Here is an 18,148-nt window from a genome sequence, read left to right on the forward strand (position 1 = left end):
AAGCATATGTTACTTTTAAAAAATGGTAAAATTTTAGAAAATGGTGTATTGGTAGAAAGAGATATTTTGGTTGAAGATAAGAAAATCGTAAAAATCTCTGAGAACATCGAAGAGAGTGGAGCTAAGGTACTAGACTTAGAAGGGAAATTCGTTTCACCAGGATTTATAGATGTTCACGTACACTGGAGAGAACCAGGATTTGAATACAAAGAAAACATTTATCACGCTTCAAGAGCAGCAGCGCGTGGTGGATTCACTACAGCAATGCCAATGCCGAACTTAAATCCGGTACCAGACTGTTATGAAAATTTAAAATTACAATTAGACATTATCGAACGTGATTCAGTAATCAGAGCGATTCCTTTTGGTGCAATAACAAAAGGAGAAGAAGGAAAAGAATATGCTGATTTCGAAGAATTAGCCGAGCATGTGTTCGCCTTCAGTGATGACGGTAGAGGAGTACAAGATGCTAACATGATGTATGAATCTATGATGGTTGCTGCTAAATTAAATAAAGCAATCGTAGCTCACTGTGAAGATAACTCATTAATTCGCGGAGGATGTATGCACTGTGGACGTAGAAGTCGCGAATTAGACTTACCAGGAATTCCTTCAGTATGTGAGAGTGTTCAGATTGCACGTGATGTTCTTTTAGCTGAAGCAGCAGGATGTCACTACCACGTTTGTCACGTATCTACTAAAGAATCAGTTAGGGTAGTAAGAGAAGCGAAGGCGGCAGGAATTAAAGTTACTTGTGAAGTATGTCCTCATCACCTAATTAGTGATGAAATGGATATTCCAGAAGATAACGGAATGTGGAAAATGAATCCACCTTTAAGAGCACGTGAAGATAGAAATGCTCTTATCGCAGGTCTATTAGATGGAACAATTGATGTAATAGCGACAGACCACGCCCCACATGCAACTCACGAAAAAGATTTATCAATGAGAAAAGCTGCATTTGGAATTGTTGGAAGTGAAACAGCATTCAGTCAACTTTATACGAAGTTTGTTAAAACTGAAGTATTCTCACTAGACTTACTAGTTAAGTTAATGACGGAAAAAGTTGCAGATACATTCGACTTACCATATGGACGTTTAGAAGAAGGTGGTTTTGCAGACCTAGTAGTAATCGATTTAGAAAAATCACTGAAAATTGACCCGGAAAAATTCTTATCAAAAGGTAGAAACACACCTTATGTTGGAGAAGAAATATACGGAATACCAGTATTAACATTATGTGAAGGTCAAGTTGCATACAAAGATAGCGAAGTATTTGAAGTTTAAAAAATAACAAAACTTAGAAAGAGAGAACAAAGATGTACAGTTACGATAGACAATTAATTTTAGAAGATGGAACAGTATATAAAGGATATGGATTTGGTGCTAACAGAGCATTAGCCGGAGAAGTAGTATTTAACACAGGTATGACAGGATATCAAGAAACACTTTCAGATCCATCGTACAATGGACAAATAGTAACATTCACTTATCCATTAATCGGGAACTACGGAATCAACAGAGATGACTTTGAAACAATTAATCCAAGTATCAAAGGACTTATCGTTAGAGAAGTTTGTAAAAAACCTTCTAACTTCAGAACAGAATACAGTTTAGATGAAGTATTAAAAGAACTTAATATACCTGGAATTTCAGGGATTGATACACGTAGTTTAACAAGAAAAATAAGAGAACACGGTACAATCAAAGGAATAATCACAGACCTTTGCATGGATCCAGAAGAACAATTAGAAAATCTTAGAAAAACAGATCTGCCAACGAATCAAATTGAACAAGTTTCAACTCAAAAAGCTTTCTTATCTTCAGGTAATGGATATAGAGTAGTACTAGTAGACTTCGGTATGAAATCAGGAATACTTAGAGAATTAAATGAACGTAATTGTGATATCGTTGTAGTTCCTCACAATGTAACTGCTGCGGAAATCTTTAGACTTAATCCAGATGGAATCATGTTAAGTAATGGACCTGGGGATCCAGAAGATGTTCCAGAAACAATCGAGATGCTTAAAGAAGTTATGCCGAAAATTCCTGTTTTTGGAATTTGTATGGGACATCAACTTATTGCACTAGCGTCTGGAGCAAAAACATACAAACTTAAATTTGGGCACCGTGGAGCTAACCACCCAGTTAAAAACTTGATAACTGGAAAAGTTGATATTACTTCACAAAACCATGGTTTCAGTGTAGATATCGACTCACTAAAAGATACAGACTTAGAGCTTACACACCTATCAGTAAATGATAAAACATGTGAAGGGGTACGTCACAAAAAATACCCAGTATTTTCAGTACAATATCACCCAGAAGCATCACCAGGACCACACGATCCTAACTACTTATTCGATCAGTTTATAGATTATATGAGAGAATTTAAAGAAAACAAATAGGAAATAACCTGACACTATAGAGTATCAATGCAAAATTAAGGAGAATAAAAATGCCAAAACGTAATGATATAAAAACAATACTAGTAATAGGATCTGGACCAATTACAATAGGTCAAGCAGCAGAGTTTGACTACGCTGGAACTCAAGCATGTCTATCTTTAAGAGAAGAAGGATATGAAGTTATCTTAGTTAACTCTAACCCAGCAACAATTATGACTGATAAAGAAATCGCAGATAAAGTTTATATGGAACCTTTAACTCTTGAGTTTGTAAGTAAAATTATCAGAAAAGAAAGACCCGATGCATTACTTCCAACATTAGGAGGACAAGTAGGTCTTAACCTTGCGGTTGAACTTCATAAAAGTGGAATCTTAGATAAATACGGAGTGGAATTATTAGGAACGAAATTAAGTTCAATCGAACAAGCAGAGGATAGAGAATTATTCCGTGACCTTATGAACGAACTAAATGAACCAGTTCCGGAATCAGCAATTATAACAACTTTAGAAGAAGCGAGAGAATTCGTTGCTGAAATAGGTTACCCAGTAATCGTTCGTCCTGCCTTCACTATGGGAGGAACAGGTGGAGGTATCTGTTACGATGAAAAAGATTTAGAAGAAATCGTAAGTAGTGGATTACACTATTCACCAGTTACGCAATGTTTATTAGAAAAATCTATCGCAGGATTTAAAGAGATTGAATATGAAGTAATGCGTGACTCTAACGATACAGCGATTGTTGTATGTAACATGGAAAACATTGACCCTGTAGGGATTCACACAGGGGACTCAGTAGTAGTAGCACCTTCTCAAACATTAACAGACAGAGAGTACCACATGCTACGTAATGTATCATTAAAAATTATTAGAGCTTTAAAAATTGAAGGAGGATGTAACGTACAACTTGCACTTGATCCAAATTCATTCAAATACTATATTATCGAGGTTAACCCAAGGGTATCACGTTCATCAGCTCTAGCTTCAAAAGCAACAGGGTATCCAATCGCGAAAATCGCAGCGAAAATTGCAGTAGGATTAACTCTTGATGAAATAATAAACCCAGTTACACAAAACTCATATGCTTGTTTCGAACCAACGCTTGACTATGTAGTAAGTAAAATTCCACGTTTCCCATTTGATAAATTTGAAAATGCAGATAGAAAACTAGGAACACAAATGAAAGCCACTGGTGAAGTAATGGCGATGGGTAGAACTTATGAAGAAAGTTTACTAAAAGCTATCCGTTCATTAGAATATGGAGTGCACCATCTTGGATTACCTAATGGAGATGATTTCACATTAGAAGAAATTATTGATAAGATTAAACAAGCCGGAGATGAAAGATTATTCTTCATCGGAGAAGCGTTAAGACGTGGACAAAGCACAAAAGATATTCACGATATTACAAAAATTGACATGTTCTTCTTAGAAAAAATGCAAAATATCATCGATATCGAACATGAATTAAAAGACAATGTTGGAAATATTGATTTACTAGAATATGCTAAAAAATACGGATTCTCTGATAAGGTAATTGCGCATAGATGGTCAATGACAGAAGACGATATCTACAACCTTCGTCAAGAAAATAAAATTACGCCAGTATTCAAAATGGTTGATACTTGTGCAGCTGAGTTTGTTTCAGAAACTCCATACTTCTACTCAAGTTATGAACAAGAACAAGAATCAATCGTTAGCGATAAGAAAAAAATTGTTGTACTAGGATCTGGTCCTATCCGAATTGGACAAGGGGTAGAGTTCGACTACGCAACAGTACACGCAGTAATGGCAATTAAAGATGCTGGTTATGAAGCAATTATTGTTAACAACAACCCAGAAACAGTTTCTACAGACTTTACAATCTCTGATAAACTGTACTTCGAGCCACTAACTGAAGAAGATGTAATGGCGATAATAAATCACGAAAATCCACTTGGAGTTGTAGTTCAATTCGGTGGGCAAACAGCGATCAACCTAGCGGCTAAATTAGAAAAACACGGTGTGAAAATTCTAGGTACTGCCTTAGAAGAAATTGATAATGCAGAAGATAGAGATAAATTTGAAGAACTATTACATAAACTAGATATACCACAACCACTAGGAAAAACTGCTTTTGATGTAGAAACAGCAGTTAAGAATGCTGAAGAAATCGGATATCCTGTATTAGTAAGACCATCATACGTACTTGGTGGACGAGCTATGGAAATAGTTTATGAAGAAGCTGAACTACGTCGTTACATGAAAACAGCGGTAAAACTTACACCAGAACACCCAGTACTAACTGACAGATATTTAGTTGGGCGTGAGATAGAAGTGGATGCCATTAGTGATGGTGAAACGGTAATTATTCCAGGTATTATGGAGCACATCGAAAGAGCAGGAGTTCACTCAGGAGACTCAATAGCAGTATATCCACCTCAAACATTAACAGAAGGTGAAAAAGCTAAGTTAATAGAATATACAATTAAATTAGCAAAAGGATTAAACATCGTTGGATTATTAAATATTCAATATGTAATCAGTAAAGGGGAAGTATTCGTACTAGAAGTTAATCCACGAAGCTCAAGAACTGTACCATTCTTAAGTAAAATAACAGGAGTACCAATGGCAAAACTTGCTGCTGGAGCTATCATTGGAGAAACACTTAAATCTAAAGGATATGAAACAGGATTATTACCAGAAGCAGAGAATGTGTACACTAAAGTACCGGTGTTTAGTTTCCAAAAATTAAAAGATGTAGATACTACTCTTGGACCTGAGATGAAATCAACTGGAGAAGTAATGGGAAGTGATAAAACTCTAGAAAAATCACTTTATAAAGGACTTCTTGCAGCAGGAATCAAGGTAAGTGATCAAGGAAATATCCTATTCACAATTAGTGACGATGATAAAGAAGAAGCATTAAATATAGCAAAACGATTCTTCGGATTAGGATATAATCTATTAGCAACAGAAGGAACAGCTAAGTACTTAGATGAACACGGATTAAGAGTCACTCCAGTAGGAAAAATTAATCAGAGTGAGTACAGTGTACTTGACGCTATATATAATGGAGATGTGGATGTAGTAGTAAATACTACTTCAAAAGATAAAGATGTAACAAAAGACGGATTCAAGATTCGCCGTGTAGCGAGTGAGCAAGAGGTTGTATGTTTAACATCATTAGATACAGCAGATGCGCTACTAAAAGTTTTAGAATCAATCTCATTTGATATATTACCACTATAAAATAAAAATGAAGAAGGGTGCTGACCAAAAAATCCTATTATTTAACAAGGTTTATATGAGAGCCCGTAGACGCAGCGGTTTATTGATATCTAAATTCGCTTTATAAAAGCTTTTTAGATATCTAATAAACTGTGCGGGGGTAACTCGACAAAATCGATTTCTTAAGAAATCACGATTTTTGAGTCACTCCCTTCTTCTTATAAAAAGGAGCATTTGGATGGATACTTATTTAGCAACAGTAATCAGTAATGAACAAGTAGCAGATAAAATATTTAGAATTGAACTGCAAGGTGATGTAGTTAAAGAAATGAATACACCAGGACAATTCGTAAATATTAAAGTAAGTAACAGTTATGAGTTTTTATTAAGAAGACCAATTTCAATTTGTGAAATTAATAAAGAAAAAAATACATTTGTGATGGTCTACAGAGCAGATGGAGCAGGTACTAAAAAGATCTCAGAATTAGAAGCAGGTAATTTAGTAGACGTATTAGGTCCATTAGGAAAAGGATATGATGTTTATACACTAGAAAAAGGGCAAACTGCATTGCTAGTAGGTGGAGGAATTGGAGTTCCACCATTATATGAGTTAGCAAAGCAATTTAGAAAACAAGGGGTAAACACAGTACATATTTTAGGTTTTAATAATGTGAAAGATGTGTTTTATGAAGAAAAATTTGCAGAGCTTGGTACAACTTATGTTGCTACGGCTGATGGAAGTTATGGAGAAAAAGGTTTTGTTACTGATGTTATAAAAAATTATGAAGTTGACTATGATAAGTATTATAGTTGTGGTCCATTTGCTATGTTAAAAGCATTGACTAAAATGGATGAAGAAAAAATGGGGTATATTTCTCTAGAAGAGAGAATGGCTTGTGGAGTAGGTGCATGTTACGCATGTGTTTGTGAAAAAATTGATGGTTCTATCTCACGAGTGTGTTACGATGGACCTGTATATGATTCGAAAGAAATAGCATTATAGGAGGAATTTATGAGCGAAAGATTACGAGTAAAATTACCAGGATTAGATTTGAAAAATCCTGTAATGCCAGCATCAGGATGCTTTGCATTTGGTTTAGAATATGCCAGCTTTTATGACCTAAGTAGACTTGGAGCAATCATGATTAAGGCAGCCACTAAAGAACCACGTTTTGGAAATCCTACACCACGTGTCGCTGAAACTTCTAGTGGAATGTTGAATGCAATAGGTCTACAAAATCCTGGGGTTCATGAGATATTAGAAACTAAATTAAAAGAATTAGAAAAATATGATGTTCCTATTATTGCTAATGTGGCAGGAAGTGAAATAGATGATTATGTATATGTAGCAGAGCATATAAGTAAAGCACTGAATGTTTATGCATTAGAGTTAAATATATCTTGTCCTAATGTAAAACATGGTGGGATTCAATTTGGAACGGATCCAGAAACAGCGAAAAATTTAACTAGAAAAGTAAAAGAGGTATCTAGCGTACCTGTTTATGTGAAACTTTCACCTAATGTTACCGATATTGTAGCTATGGCAAAAGCTGTAGAAGAAGGTGGAGCTGATGGTATTACAATGATAAATACTCTAGTAGGTGTAAGGCTAGATAAAAAGACTGGAAAACCAATTATAGCGAATGTAACTGGAGGACTTTCTGGACCTGCTGTTAAACCTGTAGCTATAAGAATGGTTTATCAAGTAAGTCAAGCTGTAAACATTCCTATTATAGGTATGGGAGGAATTATGGATGAGTGGGATGTAATTGACTTTATCTCTGCTGGAGCTAGTGCAGTAGCAGTGGGTACAGCGAATTTTGCAGATCCATATGCTTGTCCAAAAATTATTGATAAATTAGAAGCAGCACTTGATGAACTAGGAGTAGAGCATATATTAGAACTTCGTGGTCGTGCATATAAATAAAAAGGAGAAATATTATGAATAAAGATGTAATAATAGCGTTAGACTTCCCAACTTTGGAAGATACTTTAAATTTTTTAGAAAAATTTGGTGAAGAGAAATTATTTGTAAAAGTTGGAATGGAATTATACCTACAAAATGGACCTGTTGTTATTGAAAAAATCAAAGAATTAGGACACAAGATATTCTTAGATCTTAAACTACATGATATTCCTAATACAGTTTATGGTGCGACAAAAGGATTAGCAAAATTCAAAGTTGATATTCTTACTGTACATGCGGCAGGTGGCTATGAAATGCTAAAAGCAGCAAAAAGAGGAATGGTTGAAGGTGGTAGTGGAGATACTAATGTAATAGCAATAACACAATTAACTTCAACATCAGAAGAAGCGATGAAAGAAGAGCAACTAATTGCTGTATCTCTAGAAGAGAGTGTAATAAATTATGCTAAACTAGCTAAAAGAGCAGGACTTGATGGAGTAGTTTCATCAGTTTGGGAAGCAAGATTAATTCGAGAAAACTGTGGAGATGACTTCTTAAAAGTAACTCCAGGAATAAGATTAGAAACAGATGAAGTAGGAGATCAAAAACGTGTAGCAACTCCAACTGTTGCTAATGAAGAAGGAAGTACACACATCGTGGTTGGGCGTTCTATAACTAAATCAGAAAATCCACTTGAAGTTTATAAACTAATAAAAAGTCAATTCGTAAAATAAAAAAATACAGATAACATACAGGAGAAGAATATGGTATTAGAAAGAAAAATAGCAAAACACTTATTAGATATTGAAGCAGTGGCATTAAGACCAAACGATTTTTTCACTTGGACATCTGGAATTAAATCACCAATTTACTGTGATAACAGGATTACAATGTCATACCCTGCGATTCGTCGTGAAATAGCAGCTGGTATGAGTGAAGTAATTAAAGATAAATTCCCAGAAGTAGAAGTGGTTGCCGGGACAGCGACAGCAGGTATTCCTCATGCTGCATGGGTAAGTGAAGTACTGGACTTACCTATGATTTACGTGAGAGATTCAGCAAAAAAACACGGTAAAACAAATCAGATCGAAGGTAGATTACTAGAAGGTCAAAAAGTTGTTATTATTGAAGACTTAATCTCAACTGGATTATCTTCATTAAAAGTAGCTAAAGCATTAGAAGAAGCTGGTGCAATAGTTCTTGGTGTTGTAGCAATATTTAGTTATGAACTTAAGAAAGCACAAGATGCCTTTGCAGCTGATAAAGTAGAGTACCACACTTTAACTAACTATAATTACTTAATCGAAGAAGCGGTAGCGAGTAATTATATAAAACAAGAAGACGTAGAAAAACTTCTTGAGTGGAGAAATAATTTATAAGAACTTACAAAATATTAAAGGTGTAACATAGGAAGAGATGTTTAAGTTACACCTTTTTATTTTATTATTTTAATTTGATAGCGATTATCAATGGCTTATGATATAATTATAGTATTAATATAAAGCAGTGAGGGAATGAGAAATGGATAATATTATTGATGTAAGTATACCAGTTGCGCAAGTTGTTGATAAACATCCAGAAGTGTTGGATATTTTGGTTGATCTTGGATTTAAACCACTAGCTAATCCAATTATGAGAAATACTATAGGGAGAAAGACTTCGCTAAAAATGGGTTCGAAGTTGGCAGGAATTAAACTTGAAACAATTGTTGCTACATTAGAAGCTAATGGGTATGAAGTAGTAGGGTTAGACTAATGGCTACAAAGAGAATTGAAGTTTTAAGAGATATACTATTACGACTTCATAATGGAGAATCTGCAGAGTCAGTACAAGCTGAATTTGATGAGCATTTTTCTGGAGTATCTGCTATTGAGATTTCTTTAATGGAGCATGAACTTATGAATTCAGATTCTGGTGTGACTTTTGAGGATGTTATGAAATTATGTAACGTACATGCTAATTTATTTAAAGGTGCGATAAAAAATGTAGAAGTCGAAGATAGTGAGCATCCAGGACATCCAGTTCAAGTGTTTAAACAAGAGAATTTAGCTTTAAGAGCAGCGATTATACGAATTCGTCGAATTTTAGATAACTATGCAAAGTTAGATGAAGGTGAAACAAAAGAAGCTGTTTTAAAAGGATTGCTTCGTCAGTTGCAATTGTTAGGGCAATTTGATATTCATTATAGACGCAAAGAAGAACTTATGTTTCCTATAATGGAAAAATATGGTCACGATGCACCACCTAAGGTTATGTGGGGTGTTGACGATGAAATAAGAGATTTATTCAAACTTGCTAAAGAAGAAGCGGAAAAACTACCTAATGCAGAGATAGAGGTTGTTAAAGAAAAATTTGAAGTTTTTGTTAAAGAATTTGAGGAAATGATCTTTAAGGAAGAGTCGATTCTTCTGATGATATTATTAGAAACATTTACTCAAGACGATTGGTTGAGTATAGCTAAGGACAGTGATGCTTACGGTTATGCAATAATTCGACCTCAAGAAGAGTGGATTCCTCATAGAGAAAATTTTGAAACGCAAATTACTAGTGCTGATAGTGAAGTAATAGAAGCTACAGAAGGGGAATTAACGAAAGTAATACAAACTCCTGAAGGAGAGTTCACTATTACTTACAAACCGAAAGAAGTTAAAAAAGAAACTTTCAATAGAGATACACCTCAGAAAATCGGAAATGGTTATCTATCATTAAATCAAATTGATTTGATATTAAATCATCTGCCAATGGAAATTACCTTTGTTAATAAAGACGAAGTTTTTCAATATTACAATGATCATTGTTCAGAAGAAGAGATGATTTTCAAACGCACGCCAGGACAAGTAGGTAGAAATGTAGAACTATGTCATCCACCTAAGTACCTAGAAAAAGTTAAAACTATAATGAAGAACTTGCGAGATAGAAAAAAAGATAAGTACGAAATGTGGTTTAAATCTGAATCTAGAGGAAAATTTGTTCATGTCACTTATGCAGGTGTTTATGATGAAAATGGTGAATTTCAAGGAGTATTAGAATATGTTCAGGATATAGCTCCTTATAGAGAAATAGACAGTGATTATTATAGGGGAATAGAATAAGATAAAAGCGAGAGAGACTCAAAAATCGATTTTGTTGAGTCCCTTTCGCTATATTTTTTTATGAATGTATTTTATCAAATACATTTTTTCTTAATTTTCTTGTTGCAAGAATCAACAATATAATTAGTATTAGAGAATATATTATTCCTACTATATTTGTTGATGATGGAACCATAGCAATTAAGAAGAATGTCGCTACATTAAGTAGTACTAATAATAAAATAGCTCCGAAAGCTAAAATAGTTAATAGGACTTGATTTACCGAACTACGATTAGCTAAATCTGTGATAGTGTTCCAGTTCAGGTATAATTTTTTATAGTCATTTGTATAACTATGGAATGAAAAGACAATACTTGAAATAATATAAGATATTACTGTTACAATTACCAGTAAGACTGGTGTTTTAGTTATAATTAACATCATAATCAGAGCAAATAATCCAAAGCTAAGTTGTAAACAAGTGGCGATTGCTAATTTAATTTTCAGGTATTTTTTGAAATCAAAAGGAAGAGATTTTAAAAAATAGTAATCTTGTTTTTCTAGTGATATTGCTATACTTGTAAAATTCATAGGATTAGAATTAATGTACAATGCTAACGTGAATCCTATAGTCATAGCTACTGGATAGAATATAAGTGGTAGTGTAATACCTCCGTGCTTTCTAATTTCTATAATTGGAATTACAAATATACCATGTGTGATAAGAAGATTAGTAAATACAGTTGTCGAAATTGTACTGTTTAACAATAGTTTTACATTTCTCTTAATTAGTTTAGAAAATAGTGTAGTTGATGTACTATTAGTATTTTCTTTAATTTTTACTTTTTTTGAACTAGATGTGTATGTATTATCTGATATTCTATATAGGTCTTTCATATATTTTTTTACTACGAATATATAAGTAGTAAAGAAAGAGATAACTGCTAGAATTATAGTTATTATTAAATAAGTATAAGTCTTAGAAATATCTAATATGAGTATATTTAAAAATATATCTCCTGAATATTCAGAACCAATACTTTTAAAAGTATGAGCAAAATCAAATATGTATCCTGTGAAGAATATCAACGCAATCAATATTGTAGCTGCATTAACTTTCCCTTTATTCTTCTTGAAATTTGGTATATAAGTAATAAATGAAAGTATCGTCATTATAGAACATATTAAAGTAATCATAAATGCAAAACTATATACTAATACGAAGAAAAGTTTTTGAATTGAAAACTCTGCATTTAATCCAATAATCAAGTTTATAACTATTAATGGAATAAAATTACTTATAACTAGTGAAAGTAGAGTAAACAATTTACTAAAAAATATTTCAGATGCTGTAACAGGTAAGTGAATAATTGCCAATGTATCATCACTTTCATAAAACATATTGGTAAAAGTATTTAAAATTTGAATAAACACCATTAATAAAATAAAGAAAAGTATACTCCTATAACCCGATCCAGAAAAGTTAAAACCACGAGAAAACATTGAAAATACAAATAAAATGTTTAAGAAATTGAAAAAATTCATCATTAATATATTTCTAAAAAGCTTATGTCTTATATCACTTTTCCCACTGAATTTTTTTCTATATGTATTTCTTTGTGGTGGAAAACTGTAAAGAAGATTCGTTAAGAATAATTCCTTCATTACATTGAATCTCATATTTAATCACCACCTAAAATACTTGAATTCGAATTTTTTACTATATTAAGATAAATTTCTTCTAAATTATCTCCCTCAAATTTTTCCTTAAGTTCATTAAGAGTACCAATAAAAACTAGTTTTCCTTTACTAAGGATACCAATTCTGTCACATAGATGTTCTGCGACCTCCAAGACGTGAGTAGAGAATAGAACACTGTTTCCTTTTGATGCATGTTCTTTCATCAAGTTTTTCAAATCAAAAGCAGCTTGTGGATCTAATCCTGTCATCGGTTCATCCATAATCCAGAATTTAGGTTCTGATAATAGAGCACCAATAACAAATACTTTTTGCCTCATGCCGTGAGAAAAAGAACTAATTTCTTGATGTTCAACTCCTACCATATTAAATAATTTGCAGTATCTATGAAGAATATCATCTCTTGTTTTATTATCAATTTCATATATGCTAGCGATTAATGACCAATATTCAAATGCTGATAATGTAAGAAACATATCAGGTGAATCAGGCACATATCCAATTTGCTTTTTACATTCTAATCTATTATTTTTTAAAAGAAGGTCATTGAAATAAATTTCTCCAGAAGTCGGTTCTAATATACTAACTAAAGATTTGATCGTAGTGGACTTACCAGCTCCGTTATGTCCGATAAGACCAAATATTTCTCCATCATTAATAGTGAAACTCAAATCATCAACAGCACACTTTGTATCAAATTTCACAGTAAGATTTTTAATTTTTATCATAAACTATCACTCCGTATATATTTATATAGTTATATTATACTTGTAATCGTTTTAATCAACAAGAGTATAATATAATTATTCATATAAAAATAATAAATTTTAAAATGGGAAATGAAACACCTGGAATAGTTTATTAAAAATACTATTGCGATACACCTGGAAGTGTTTGTTTATATAGGTGAAATGAAACACCTGGTTAAGTGTAAAAATAGAATATGATAATAGCAAGTGAAAAAAGATATAAAAAAATTTTAAAAAAGTGTTGACAAGAAAAAATAAAAGTGGTATTATTTAGTACGTGAGTGTTATGGCACTCTGTGTAAAGCCACTAAGGCTTATAAAAAATTTAAAAATGTGATACACCTGGCTAGGTGATTCACAAATAAACAGGGAAGGAGGAAATCAGGAAAATGCCAACTATTAACCAATTAGTTCGTAAACCTCGTAAATCAAAAGTATCAAAATCAGATTCACCAGCACTTAACAAAGGTTACAACTCTCAAAGAAAGAAAGAAACTAACATTTCTTCACCTCAAAAACGTGGAGTTTGTACTCGTGTTGGGACTATGACACCTAAAAAACCTAACTCAGCTTTACGTAAATATGCACGTGTTCGTTTATCAAACCAAATCGAAGTAACAGCATATATCCCAGGTATCGGACACAACCTACAAGAACACAGTGTTGTACTTATTCGTGGAGGACGTGTAAAAGACTTACCAGGGGTACGTTACCACATCATCCGTGGAGCTTTAGATACTGCAGGAGTTAACGACCGTAAACAAGGACGTTCACTATACGGTGCTAAAAAACCAAAAGAGAAAAAATAATATAAGATAAAAATTTGATAAAGAATTCGTGAAAGGAGGCAGACACTATGCCACGTAAAGGTCCAGTTGCAAAACGTGACGTTTTGCCAGATCCAATTTATAACTCAAAATTAGTTACAAAATTGATTAACAAATTAATGCTAGATGGGAAACGCGGTACAGCTCAAAGAATTTTATATTCTGCGTTTGATTTAATCAAAGAAAAATCAGGACGTGATGCTATGGAAGTTTTCGAAGAAGCATTAAACAACATTATGCCAGTTCTTGAAGTTCGTGCTCGTCGTGTTGGTGGTTCTAACTACCAAGTACCAGTAGAAGTACGTGCTGAAAGAAGAACTACATTAGGTCTACGTTGGTTAGTTAACTATTCTCGTTTAAGAGGAGAAAAAACTATGGAACAACGTTTAGCTAATGAAATTTTAGACGCAGCAAATAACACTGGTTCAGCTGTTAAGAAACGTGAAGATACTCACAAAATGGCTGAAGCAAACAAAGCATTTGCTCACTATCGTTGGTAATTATAGGGTGAATATCAAGCTATTTTATAGCTTGAGTTTTTCACTATAAAAGACAAATTACTCAAAACATTTAAAAATTTATGAAAGGAGAAAATTGACTCATGACTAGAGCATTTTCTTTAAAAGATACTCGTAATATCGGTATCATGGCTCACATTGACGCAGGTAAAACAACTGCTACTGAGCGTATTCTGTTCTATACTGGGAAAATCCACAAAATCGGAGATACTCACGATGGTAACTCACAAATGGACTGGATGGAACAAGAACAAGAACGTGGTATCACTATTACATCTGCTGCAACAACTGCTCAATGGAAAAACCACCGTATCAACATCATCGATACACCGGGACACGTAGACTTCACAGTTGAGGTTGAACGTTCACTTCGTGTACTTGATGGATCAGTAGCAGTATTAGATGCGCAATCAGGTGTTGAACCACAAACAGAAACAGTTTGGCGTCAAGCAACAACTTATGGAGTTCCTCGTATCGTATTCGTAAACAAAATGGATAAAACAGGAGCTGACTTCCTATACTCTGTAGGAACAATCCACGACAGATTACAAGCTAACGCACACCCAATTCAACTTCCAATCGGAGCTGAAGATCTATTCGAAGGTGTAATCGACCTTGTTGAGATGAAAGCTATCTACAACGAAGGTAGCGTTGGGGAAAATCTTGTTGTAAAAGAAATCCCAGCTGACTATCAAGATCAAGCTGAAGAATACCGTGAAAAACTTATCGAAGCTGTTGCAGAATTCGACGAAGACTTCATGGAAAAATACTTAGGTGGAGAAGAAATTACAATTGATGAGCTTAAAGCTGCAATCCGTAAAGCTACATTATCTGTAGAATTCTTCCCTGTAGTATGTGGATCAGCCTTCAAATATAAAGGTGTACAACCAATGCTAGATGCAGTAGTAGAATACTTACCATCTCCATTAGATGTACCAGCAATTAAAGGTATTGATCCAAACACTGATGAAGAAACAGAAAGACACTCTTCTGACGAAGAGCCATTCGCAGCCCTAGCTTTCAAAGTTATGACTGACCCATTCGTAGGGAAACTTACTTTCTTCCGTGTGTACTCAGGTATCTTATCATCTGGTTCATACGTTAAAAACTCAACTAAAGGTAAACGTGAACGTGTAGGACGTATCCTACAAATGCACGCTAACACTCGTAACGAAATCGCTGAAGTATATGCTGGTGATATCGCTGCAGCTGTTGGTCTTAAAGATACTACTACTGGGGACACACTTTGTGACGAGAAAAACGAAGTTATTCTTGAATCAATGGAATTCCCAGAACCAGTTATCCAACTTTCAGTTGAGCCAAAATCAAAAGCTGACCAAGATAAAATGTCTACAGCTTTACAAAAATTACAAGAAGAAGACCCAACATTCCGTGCTGGAACTGACGAAGAAACTGGACAAGTTATCATCGCAGGTATGGGTGAGCTTCACTTAGACATCATCGTTGACCGTATGCGTCGTGAATTCAAAGTTGAATGTACAGTAGGTGCTCCAATGGTATCTTACCGTGAAACATTCAAACAAGCTGCACAAGTACAAGGTAAATTCACTCGTCAATCTGGTGGACGTGGACAATACGGGGACGTATGGATTGAGTTCACTCCAAATGAGCCAGGTGCAGGATTTGAATTCGAAAATGCTATCGTTGGTGGGGTAGTTCCACGTGAATACATCCCAGCAGTAGAAGCAGGATTAAAAGACTCTATGGCAAACGGGGTATTAGCTGGATACGAATTAATCGACGTTAAAGCTAAATTATTCGATGGATCATACCACGATGTCGATTCATCTGAAATGGCGTTCAAAGTTGCTGCATCATTAGCTCTAAAAGAAGCTGCTAAAAAATGTAACCCAGTAATCTTAGAACCAATTATGAAAGTTGAAGTTGTTATGCCTGAAGAATACTTAGGAGATATCATGGGTGATATCACTTCACGTCGTGGACGTGTTGAAGGTATGGAAGCTCGTGGTAACGCTCAAGTAGTAAGTGCTTCAGTACCATTATCTGAAATGTTCGGATATGCAACTTCTCTACGTTCTTCAACTCAAGGACGTGGTACTTACTCAATGGTATTCGACCACTACGAAGAAGTACCTAAATCAATTTCTGAAGAAATTATCAAAAAAAATAAAGGATAATAAAAATTATTCTTTATAGTTGCAATTTTCGTTGTAACATTATAAAATATAGTTATCATAGAATGCTATGTGACTAATTTAAAAAATTAAAATTTTATTAACTTGAAGGAGACATTTTTAAAATGGCAAAAGAAAAATTTGACCGTAGTAAAACACATGCTAACATTGGAACAATTGGTCACGTTGACCACGGTAAAACTACTTTAACAGCAGCTATCGCTACTGTATTAGCAAAAACTTATGGTGGAGAAGCTAAAGACTACGCTTCAATCGATAACGCACCAGAAGAAAGAGAACGTGGTATCACAATCAACACTTCTCACATCGAGTATGAAACTCCAAACCGTCACTACGCACACGTAGACTGCCCAGGACACGCTGACTATGTTAAAAACATGATCACTGGTGCTGCTCAAATGGACGGAGCTATCTTAGTAATCGCTGCTACAGATGGACCAATGGCTCAAACTCGTGAGCACATCCTATTATCTCGTAACGTTGGAGTACCAAAAATCGTTGTATTCTTAAACAAATGTGATATGGTTGATGACGAAGAGTTATTAGAATTAGTTGAAATGGAAGTTCGTGAACTATTATCTGAATACGGATTCGATGGAGATGAACTACCAGTAATCAAAGGTTCTGCTCTTAAAGCTCTTGAAGGAGACGCTGATGCAGAAAAAGCTATCATCGAATTAATGGAAACAGTTGACGAGTACATCCCAACTCCAGAACGTGATAACGCTAAACCATTCATGATGCCAGTTGAGGACGTATTCTCAATCACAGGTCGTGGTACAGTTGCTACTGGACGTGTTGAACGTGGACAAGTTAAAGTTGGAGACGTAGTAGAAATCGTTGGATTAACTGAAGAACCAGCTTCAACTACTGTAACAGGTGTTGAAATGTTCCGTAAATTATTAGATTACGCTGAAGCAGGAGATAACATCGGTGCATTATTACGTGGTGTTGCTCGTGAAGATATCGAACGTGGACAAGTTTTAGCAGCTCCTAAAACAATCACTCCACACACTCAATTCGTAGCTGACGTGTACGTATTATCTAAAGAAGAAGGTGGACGTCACACTCCATTCTTCACAAACTACCGTCCTCAATTCTACTTCCGTACTACTGACGTAACTGGTGTAGTTACTTTACCAGAAGGTACTGAAATGGTAATGCCTGGGGATAACGTATCAATCAACGTAGAACTTATTTCTCCAATCGCGATCGAAGAAGGAACTCGTTTCTCAATTCGTGAAGGTGGACGTACTGTAGGTTCAGGTGTTGTAACTTCTATCGTTAAATAATTTCGAATAGAAACATAAAAAGCAAGGTGAATTTCACCTTGCTTTTTTTATATATTTAATACAGATTTACATAATGTTCATATTTAATTAGAGATATTTGATACTTTCAATATATTATATGTATTAATATTGTATTTTCAGTGTAGAATCATTATTTTTAGTAAATTTATTACAAAATACGTACTATTTTTAATAAATCCTTGCAGAAAAACTGTAAGAGGTGTATAATATAGTTAAAGGTAGTATAGGGGAAATAATATAATAAATTTAAATAATTTATATATTATTAAAATAA

General features: G+C 34.2%; 15 protein-coding genes. 13 read left to right on the forward strand and 2 right to left on the reverse strand.

Features of this window, described 5'->3' with window-relative positions:
* The first annotated feature begins 6 nt into the window (after nt 1-6).
* The 9 genes from ACWOA3_RS05180 to ACWOA3_RS05220 all read left to right on the forward strand — a co-directional run bounded on the left by ACWOA3_RS05180 (nt 7) and on the right by ACWOA3_RS05220 (nt 10,612).
* Complete coding sequence (locus ACWOA3_RS05180) at nt 7-1,287, forward strand: dihydroorotase (protein WP_456884490.1); 1,281 nt, start codon at nt 7-9, stop codon at nt 1,285-1,287.
* A 32-nt stretch (nt 1,288-1,319) separates the two neighbouring features.
* The gene (gene carA, locus ACWOA3_RS05185; protein WP_442566219.1) at nt 1,320-2,408 is read left to right on the forward strand and encodes a glutamine-hydrolyzing carbamoyl-phosphate synthase small subunit; all 1,089 of its coding nucleotides are present in this window, start codon (nt 1,320-1,322) and stop codon (nt 2,406-2,408) included.
* 50 nt (nt 2,409-2,458) lie between these two features.
* On the forward strand, nt 2,459-5,635 hold the full coding sequence (carB, locus tag ACWOA3_RS05190) for a carbamoyl-phosphate synthase large subunit (RefSeq protein WP_456884493.1): 3,177 nt from the start codon (nt 2,459-2,461) through the stop codon (nt 5,633-5,635).
* A gap of 217 nt (nt 5,636-5,852) precedes the next feature.
* Complete coding sequence (locus ACWOA3_RS05195; RefSeq protein WP_003146937.1) at nt 5,853-6,617, forward strand: dihydroorotate dehydrogenase electron transfer subunit; 765 nt, start codon at nt 5,853-5,855, stop codon at nt 6,615-6,617.
* A gap of 9 nt (nt 6,618-6,626) precedes the next feature.
* Nucleotides 6,627-7,541 (forward strand): dihydroorotate dehydrogenase, encoded by a 915-nt coding sequence (locus tag ACWOA3_RS05200; protein WP_456884495.1) that lies wholly within the window; start codon nt 6,627-6,629, stop codon nt 7,539-7,541.
* 14 nt (nt 7,542-7,555) lie between these two features.
* The gene (gene pyrF / locus ACWOA3_RS05205) at nt 7,556-8,254 is read left to right on the forward strand and encodes an orotidine-5'-phosphate decarboxylase (protein ID WP_456884497.1); all 699 of its coding nucleotides are present in this window, start codon (nt 7,556-7,558) and stop codon (nt 8,252-8,254) included.
* 30 nt (nt 8,255-8,284) lie between these two features.
* On the forward strand, nt 8,285-8,899 hold the full coding sequence (gene pyrE, locus ACWOA3_RS05210; RefSeq protein ID WP_456884499.1) for an orotate phosphoribosyltransferase: 615 nt from the start codon (nt 8,285-8,287) through the stop codon (nt 8,897-8,899).
* A gap of 142 nt (nt 8,900-9,041) precedes the next feature.
* Nucleotides 9,042-9,275 (forward strand): DUF1858 domain-containing protein, encoded by a 234-nt coding sequence (locus ACWOA3_RS05215; protein WP_003146933.1) that lies wholly within the window; start codon nt 9,042-9,044, stop codon nt 9,273-9,275.
* Nucleotides 9,275-10,612: a DUF438 domain-containing protein gene (locus tag ACWOA3_RS05220; protein ID WP_456884501.1), complete on the forward strand. Its 1,338-nt coding sequence runs from the start codon at nt 9,275-9,277 to the stop codon at nt 10,610-10,612. Before ACWOA3_RS05215 ends, ACWOA3_RS05220 begins: the two co-directional genes overlap by 1 nt.
* A 58-nt stretch (nt 10,613-10,670) precedes the next feature.
* Here the strand turns inward: ACWOA3_RS05220 and ACWOA3_RS05225 are convergent, their stop codons facing one another.
* Both ACWOA3_RS05225 and ACWOA3_RS05230 read right to left on the reverse strand, forming a co-directional pair.
* The gene (locus ACWOA3_RS05225; RefSeq protein WP_456884503.1) at nt 10,671-11,993 is read right to left on the reverse strand and encodes a hypothetical protein; all 1,323 of its coding nucleotides are present in this window, start codon (nt 11,991-11,993) and stop codon (nt 10,671-10,673) included.
* A gap of 281 nt (nt 11,994-12,274) precedes the next feature.
* A complete protein-coding gene (locus ACWOA3_RS05230) occupies nt 12,275-13,018 on the reverse strand; it encodes an ABC transporter ATP-binding protein (protein WP_456884505.1) in 744 nt (247 codons plus the stop codon).
* A gap of 410 nt (nt 13,019-13,428) precedes the next feature.
* Here ACWOA3_RS05230 and rpsL point away from each other — a divergent pair, with 410 nt between their 5' ends.
* The 4 genes from rpsL to tuf all read left to right on the forward strand — a co-directional run bounded on the left by rpsL (nt 13,429) and on the right by tuf (nt 17,853).
* Nucleotides 13,429-13,848, forward strand: a complete 420-nt coding sequence (rpsL, locus tag ACWOA3_RS05235) for a 30S ribosomal protein S12 (protein WP_003146927.1) — start codon at nt 13,429-13,431, stop codon at nt 13,846-13,848.
* A 47-nt stretch (nt 13,849-13,895) separates the two neighbouring features.
* A complete protein-coding gene (rpsG, locus tag ACWOA3_RS05240) occupies nt 13,896-14,366 on the forward strand; it encodes a 30S ribosomal protein S7 (protein ID WP_003144697.1) in 471 nt (156 codons plus the stop codon).
* 101 nt (nt 14,367-14,467) lie between these two features.
* A complete protein-coding gene (fusA, locus tag ACWOA3_RS05245) occupies nt 14,468-16,543 on the forward strand; it encodes an elongation factor G (RefSeq protein ID WP_442566209.1) in 2,076 nt (691 codons plus the stop codon).
* Between the two features lie 122 nt (nt 16,544-16,665).
* Nucleotides 16,666-17,853: an elongation factor Tu gene (gene tuf, locus ACWOA3_RS05250; protein WP_003144664.1), complete on the forward strand. Its 1,188-nt coding sequence runs from the start codon at nt 16,666-16,668 to the stop codon at nt 17,851-17,853.
* Nucleotides 17,854-18,148: the final 295 nt, after the last annotated feature.

This window comes from Gemella taiwanensis, from assembly GCF_054054385.1.

What these genes read in the sequence shown, in the direction of transcription:
- ACWOA3_RS05230 (WP_456884505.1), bottom strand. Translation starts at nt 13,018, where the DNA reads ATGATAAAAATTAAAAATCTTACTGTGAAATTTGATACAAAGTGTGCT.
- carA (WP_442566219.1), top strand. Translation starts at nt 1,320, where the DNA reads ATGTACAGTTACGATAGACAATTAATTTTAGAAGATGGAACAGTATAT.
- ACWOA3_RS05215 (WP_003146933.1), top strand. Translation starts at nt 9,042, where the DNA reads ATGGATAATATTATTGATGTAAGTATACCAGTTGCGCAAGTTGTTGAT.
- rpsL (WP_003146927.1), top strand. Translation starts at nt 13,429, where the DNA reads ATGCCAACTATTAACCAATTAGTTCGTAAACCTCGTAAATCAAAAGTA.
- ACWOA3_RS05180 (WP_456884490.1), top strand. Translation starts at nt 7, where the DNA reads ATGTTACTTTTAAAAAATGGTAAAATTTTAGAAAATGGTGTATTGGTA.
- pyrF (WP_456884497.1), top strand. Translation starts at nt 7,556, where the DNA reads ATGAATAAAGATGTAATAATAGCGTTAGACTTCCCAACTTTGGAAGAT.
- ACWOA3_RS05225 (WP_456884503.1), bottom strand. Translation starts at nt 11,993, where the DNA reads ATGTTTTATGAAAGTGATGATACATTGGCAATTATTCACTTACCTGTT.
- ACWOA3_RS05195 (WP_003146937.1), top strand. Translation starts at nt 5,853, where the DNA reads ATGGATACTTATTTAGCAACAGTAATCAGTAATGAACAAGTAGCAGAT.
- ACWOA3_RS05220 (WP_456884501.1), top strand. Translation starts at nt 9,275, where the DNA reads ATGGCTACAAAGAGAATTGAAGTTTTAAGAGATATACTATTACGACTT.
- fusA (WP_442566209.1), top strand. Translation starts at nt 14,468, where the DNA reads ATGACTAGAGCATTTTCTTTAAAAGATACTCGTAATATCGGTATCATG.
- pyrE (WP_456884499.1), top strand. Translation starts at nt 8,285, where the DNA reads ATGGTATTAGAAAGAAAAATAGCAAAACACTTATTAGATATTGAAGCA.
- rpsG (WP_003144697.1), top strand. Translation starts at nt 13,896, where the DNA reads ATGCCACGTAAAGGTCCAGTTGCAAAACGTGACGTTTTGCCAGATCCA.
- tuf (WP_003144664.1), top strand. Translation starts at nt 16,666, where the DNA reads ATGGCAAAAGAAAAATTTGACCGTAGTAAAACACATGCTAACATTGGA.
- carB (WP_456884493.1), top strand. Translation starts at nt 2,459, where the DNA reads ATGCCAAAACGTAATGATATAAAAACAATACTAGTAATAGGATCTGGA.
- ACWOA3_RS05200 (WP_456884495.1), top strand. Translation starts at nt 6,627, where the DNA reads ATGAGCGAAAGATTACGAGTAAAATTACCAGGATTAGATTTGAAAAAT.